At 52.1% G+C, this 7,162-nt stretch carries 2 protein-coding genes; both read left to right on the top strand.

Annotated features, from left to right (window positions below; translation table 11 throughout):
• The coding region (locus tag HRU10_14615) for a hypothetical protein (GenBank protein NRA28465.1) at nt 1-577 on the top strand (577 nt) is incomplete at its 5' end.
• A gap of 1 nt (nt 578) precedes the next feature.
• The coding region (locus HRU10_14610) for a hypothetical protein (protein NRA28464.1) at nt 579-7,162 on the top strand (6,584 nt) is incomplete at its 3' end.

The following is a 7,162-nucleotide window of genomic DNA, read 5'->3' as shown; positions in this document are numbered from 1 at the left end:
GGGCCAATGGTTCGAATACGGAGAGCGCTCTGAACTCTGGGGTGCTGTCAAAGATATCGCGACTAATTCCGATCTCGACCCCTTATCCCGCGAATACGGAAGCCAGTTCTTCTACGTAGTCGGCGAGACTGCCTACCGTGAACAGCCCGAAGCCGCCGCCACCATCGCCGCACAAACCAGCAGCTTTACCCGCGAACTACTCGATAACCCCGATCCGCAACTGCGCGCCGCAGCCCTCATCGGAGCCAACCACATCTCTCAGACAATCACCCCAAGCAAGGACACCCTACAAAATTGGATCACTGCCTCAGAAAGCGCATTAGCTAAACCGAGTGGAGCCCATCCAAGCGAGCAGCTCGCGGCGATCGCATTCCTAAAAGAGTGGGGCAACGCAGACTACGCCCCGACCATCCTGAGCACACTCGCACAGCACAAATCGCCAAGCATCCAGCTCGCCCTCCTCTCCTGGCTAGACAGCACCCATCCTGAGCTTTCCCAAGAGATCGCCTTAGATCCCAGATCCCCGCTGCACCCCCTCGTGAGTCAAAAATTAAAAACAATGTTAGCGGCAAATTAACATGGCTTCCATCAAGAGATTTACACCACAGACCAAGAAGACAGCGGCGCGAACACTCGGCCTCCTGATCTGCCTGCTCAGCCCCCCTCAGATCCATGCTGTCCTCACCAACATCCCAGCAAACCGAATAGATACCGACGGCGACCGCATGCCCGATGTCTATGAAAACAGCCATCCATGTCTGAACGCGTTGGTCCGCGACGCCAATCAGGACTCAGATGGCGACGGCCTCAGTAATTATGACGAATATCTCCGCGGAACTGATCCATGTGATGCAGATACGGATGGGGACGGACTTTTAGATGGTGATTCCCGGGATCCTGATCCGCTTAACTCAGATAGGGATGAGGACGGATTATCAGACGGCGTAGAGATCCTGCAAAGCCTGACCAATCCCCGTAAAGCCGACACCGATAACGACGGGCTTTCCGACTACGTCGAATACATAGAATTATGCACGGACCCCAATAATAGAGATACCGATGGGGATCGCTTGAAAGATGGATTCGAGATCAGTACTTCAAATACAGACCCCTGTAATCCGCATAGCGATGCTGATTCTTTAGATGATTACATCGAATACATCGTCATGGGAACGGACCCAAACGATGCGGATACCGACGACGATGGATTAGATGACGATAGTGAGCCCAATTCCGATCCCCTCGATCCCGACACTGACGACGACGGCCTTCTAGATGGCGTCGAGGTATTGCAGAGCGGCACGAAACCCAACGACGTCGATACAGATAATGATGGGCTCAGTGATTACCAGGAATATATCGAACTCTGCACCGATCCACTCAATGAAGACTCAGATGGAGACACCCTCAATGACGGGTTCGAATTAATTACACTGCTCACGGATCCCTGCGATGGCGACTCAGATAGCGACCTCATGCCCGACGGTTGGGAGTATGAAAATGAACTCGACCCACTTACCGATGACTCAGATCTAGACAAAGACGGCGACCGCTACCCGAACATTTTTGAGTATTATCACGCTTCTCGCGCCAATCGTGATAATTCCCGTCCCCAAATTAGAGTCTCCCCAGATTTTCCCTCGAAAACGGCGGTCCGTTACACTGTCGAAGATAGCGAATCAACCAGCCTCCAAAATCTCGTCGAAGCCGCCGAATCGTTCGATATCATTCGGGTAGATCGCGGGAGCTACAACGAGTCTATCTTATTACCGGCTGATAAGCGTCTCCTTCTTCTAGCCCATCATGGCGCTCGGAAGACATCCTTTGAAGGCGATTCGTTAGATGCCCCATTATTGACGATATCAGGGCGTTCGATTGTCGATGGATTCACATTTTCTCGGGCTTATTCTCACCAAACGGGGCAAGCTATTGTTGTGGATTCGGAACCTAGTGCTACTCATCCCGCTCGGCTATACAATGCGATCATTACTGAAAACTTCGCAGCCCAGGGCGGTGCAGCAATCTGTGTCAAAGGGGGATCGATACTCCTCGATCATGCCACGGTTGCCTTCAATCATTCCTATTGGGCTAATGGAAGTGCCTTTAAAGTAGAGGGCGATGGAGACCTCATCATACGCAATTCGATCATTCATAACCCATCTTACCGATCCGAATACGCAGTAGACCCGAGTGCTAATATCACAGCGTTGAATTCTCTCTTCAATGAAGCTGCTTCGTTCACTTCTGGCGTTTCCAATATCGTCGGCGATCCAGGTTTTGCCTTTGATTTGCATCTGCGCCAGAACAGCCTAGCCGTAGGCCTGGCAGGCGTTTCAGAGGTGAAGAGCGACATGGATCTCGATACACGCGATGACTCGCCGGATGCTGGTGCTGACGAGTTCATCGATACCGATGGCGACGGCTTGCCAGATTGGCTCGAAAATCTCGGTGTCACTGATCCTCTCGCAAGCAACGACGATGACGGGCTGCCTAACCTCTTCGAATACGAAAACCAGACGGATCCACGGCGTACTGATACCGACGGCGACGGCTTGGACGACGGGCTGGAATTCTCACTTTCCCTGGACCCACTATCTGACGACACAGACGGCGACCTCATGACCGACAGTTGGGAGTATACTTATCAGTTGAATCCTTTGGTCAATGATGCCTATGAGGACTTTGACCTAGATAACGTCCTCAATGTTTACGAATACTTTCACGATACGCGTCCGAACAATGCTTCTCAGTCTCCAATAGTATCGGCACCGCGACCGGACTCGATTGCCCAAGTCTTTACCATAAATCCCGGCGATTCTCTACAAGCGGCAATCGATGCCGCTGAAGCCTATGACATCGTAATTGTGAACCCAGGCGAATACGCCGAAGAAATTACCATTCCGGCTCTCCTCAAGATACAAGTGGTATCCTCGGGCGGCGCACGAGTGACAAAACTTAAGAGTTCACAACCCAATACGACTCAAGCTGTCATCCAGGGTGAATCCCACTTTATCGGATTCGAAATCGGCGGTGGGCGCTCAAACGTGGGCGTTCCGGGGCTGAGCTTTTCTACTGTCGACGATCCAGAATTCTATCTCGCTGGCCGTTCTCTGTTCTACACGGAGGGCTATCAAAAGACTCCATCGATACGTTCCTCACTAATTACAGATATTGCCGCTGGCCCTGGGGTCGATGTTGCGGCGATTGAAGTCATTAATTCAAGCTTGCTGTTACGCCACGTTACGATCGCTGGAAATAATGCGCTGGATGGGGTAGCCGCGATCAAAGTGCATCCTAAAGGCCAACAAGTCCGCCTGGAAAACAGCATTATCTGGAATGCCGCCTCAGTAACCGAAATTGATTCCGAGCCGGGAGAACTTCTTGTGCTCAATTCCATCATTCGGGAAGCTAATTCAAACACATTTACAGGCACAGCTATCACCGATGATCCTTTGCTTGGATACCGCTATTCACTGACATCAGCATCACCAGCGATCGGAGCAGGTCTCTTAGATTACCGCACCGCCTTTGATGCCGATGCAGAGCGCTTTGCTACAAACCCAGACCTTGGATTCGACAGCTTTGGCGATGTGGACTCTGACGCCTTGCCGGACTGGATCGAAGACTTGGGGATCGTAGAAGCGCTTGGAGATGGGGACGCTGATACCTTATCGAATATCGATGAATACACCACTTATGCCACCAACCCCCTCAGCGCAGACACCGATTCAGATACTGGCCGTGATGACATAGAAGTCGCGGCTGGCACAGATCCACTCGCCTGGGATACCGACGGCGACGGCATGCCCGACGGTTATGAAATCCGCGACGCACTGGATCCCTTTAACGACGATGCCTTCTTGGACGCCGATCTCGATGGCTTCCCGAACCTCTTCGAATGGGCCTACGGTGCAGCCTCAAACGATACAACGCATACGCCAGAGAGCTCTGTCCGCGATAATACGCGCCAAATCATCGAAGTAACATCTTCGATCCATTCAGCCATTTCTGAAGCTGAAGAAAACGCATTTACGATCATCAATGTTCCAGCAGGTCGATACGTTGAAAGCGGTATCCGCTTTGGGCAGAATAAAACTATCCTTTTACGCGCCAAAACAGGGCTGGGCGCATCATCTGTTATTCTTGATGCATCATTCCAACGTGTAACCGGCCTGCAAGCCTCTGAGAGCTTCTTTGTCGACGGCATCACAGTGAAGGGCGCGTCGCGTGCGATGAATTTTTTTCCAGTGGACGAGGCACATCCTCGATTCTATGGCGGCGAAGTGTTTTCCAGAAGCCGCTTTGATAAGCAAGGCGTCATTACGAACTCACTGTTTACAGATACACTAACCCGGCAAGGTAGGGCAGTTTCTAGCAATGGCTTGCTCTACCTCGAGCACGTATCGCTGATCAATAATCGAACATTGGTCCAAGATGCTTCTAATTCACTGCTTTCGGGCCGTGTCGAAATGACGAACGTCTATGTCGAATCTCCAGAATACAGTGAAATTCTTATTGGAAACTCTAGCAGTAACGGATCGCTCGTTTATCAGGAAATTTTGGGAGCAGTACCGAGTGGAATGACCCCTACTGATGTCAGCATTGGGTGGGGTGCTTATTTTGCAGATGCAACCATAGACCTAAGTTCGATAGCCGCCCCCACAAAGTATCTCACCAGAGACTATGGAACTGGATTACCTGCCTCGGGATACGTCGGAGTCGATTCTCTGGACGATGCTAACAGCAACAATATCCCAGATGAGTTGGAAGACCTCACCGAGCAATACTTCACCCTGGCCGAACAGGCGGCTCGCTTGTCACAGGGCCTCCATCCGTCATATCCAGACAGCGACTTTGACGGCGTATACGACTCCGTCGAAATTGCCCAAGGCATGGATCCCCACTCATTCGATTCGGATGCCGATTTCATCGAAGACGGCCTCGAATTACAACACGGCCTCGACCCACTCCTAGACGACGGATATGCCGATATCGACTACGATGGGTTCCCAAACCTCATTGAGCGGATATTTAACACCGACATTTCAGATCCAACAGATTTCCCAACAGTCGGTGATGTCGCATACAGTGGCTACGGTCCGGATGCTCTGCCTCTGCCTAGCCGAACCGCTAACCGCGTGCTTCAGGCTGGCAGCGCATCTTCCTATTTTCAGGTCCAAGCTTCGGATTCCATCGCTGCAAGCACGGTTACGCCCTACGCAATCATCGAACGATTACCAGGAGAGGGGCATGACCCCGTGGTTGGGACTCAAGCAGAGTTTATATTGGAATTTAACGAGTATGCTCCGGGCGAGTGGACCGAGTATATGGCGGCTTCCGATGGCGAATCTAGATTGATCGACTCACCCGGAGTCTATCGGGGTCTAGTCGTCCATGCTGATAACACAGCTCAAGACTTTGGCCTCAGGGTCCGACTCGAGTCTACAGTCTTCGAGCCCGTTTTGATAGGAGATCGAGAGGTTTTTTGGACCAGCGAGGACCTCTGGGCCCAGATAGACTCTTCCGTTATCACTGGGAGTCAGATCTCGAGCGATGGTGCCGGCCTTTCTGTAGATTCCGGAAATTTGTTACTCAATCATATCACGACACTCGATAACCGACTGTCCTCGAGTGAACCGGTGATCAGTGTTGCTGCTAACTCCCGACTCATCGTTTTCAATTCGCTCTTTCACGAACATTTAGCCCAGGGATCGATTTTCGGCGGTTACCCAGAAAACGTCGAAGTAATCAATAGCCGTATCTTTGGAAACGTTCCGGAGACTATTTCCAAAGATGCTCATACCCTGGTGTCCAGCGATACGCCTGAGCCACTGGCGTTTTTCTACCACCTTACCTCTGAGAGCGCCTATATCGGTGCCTCCTCCGCTTTGGAAACATATGAGTTGATAAGCACCAACCTCGGACTTGCCAAAAAAATCTTTGGATCCGCATACAGCGATTTCGACGGGGAGATCCGACCCGTCGCAGCCAAAGACTTGGGAGCAGACCAATTTGTCGATTCTGACGCCGATGGACTGCCAGATTGGCTGGAAGCCCTCGGCGTCACCGACCCCCTCGCAGATCATGATCTCGACGGCATGAATAGTCTTGAGGAATACGATCAAGTAACTGATCCACGCCTTAAAGATACCGACAGCGATGGCATGTGGGACCCTTACGAACATGCCTTCGATCTAGCTCCTTTAGATCCCGGTATCCTCTACCCAGAGCTAGCCAGTGCCAATGACATCGACGACGATACCCTCACAAATTTGCAGGAGTTTGAATACTCAATATTCCCCAGTGGCCCACTGAACATCTATCTAAATCCACACAACCCCGACACAGACGGCGATGGGATGTGGGACGGCTTCGAGAGAGCATACGGTTTAAGTGGGCTCGATCCGACACTCAATGACGCTACCTCCACTGGTCCGTCTGACGACTTCGATGGTGACGGCCTGACTAACCTGTTCGAGTTCGACTACATCAACTCTCCTGCCACCGCTCCACTGGCCTACCTAGACCCAACAGATCCAGACACAGATGCCGACGGGATGTGGGATGGCTTCGAAGTAAACCAATTCGAGAGCGAGCTCGAGGGAGCCGCCGTCGACGCCGCGGCAACAAATGCAGCCAAAACGGGCGCATCGGATGACTTCGATGGCGACACAATCATCAATCTCGCCGAGTTCACCTACCAAAATCCCGACCCGCTGCTCTATATCAATGGCCTCCTGGACCCCAAGAACCCCGACACGGACGACGACGGGATGTGGGATGGCTACGAGATCACCTATTTCGAATCGACGCTACCGGGTGTCGCACTAGATGCGACCGCAGAAAACGCGACTGCCACAGGCCCCGACAACGACTTCGACGGCGACGGCCTGACGAACCTGTTCGAGTTCGACTACATAAACGAACCAGTCACCGCACCGCTGGCCTACCTCGATCCAGCGGACCCCGACACGGACGGCGATGGGATGTGGGACGGCTTCGAAGTGAACAAATTTGAGTCTGAGCTCCTCGGTACAGCTTACAACGCAGCTCTGACAAATGCTCAGAAAACCGGATCCAGCGATGACTTTGATGGAGATTCCGTGAGTAACTTGAATGAGTTCACTTACCTAAATCCCAATCCACTGCTCTATCCTATTGG

Source organism: Opitutales bacterium (genome assembly GCA_013215165.1).
Classification (GTDB): domain Bacteria; phylum Verrucomicrobiota; class Verrucomicrobiia; order Opitutales; family JABSRG01; genus JABSRG01.
This window is presented reverse-complemented; position numbering and strand designations above follow the sequence as displayed.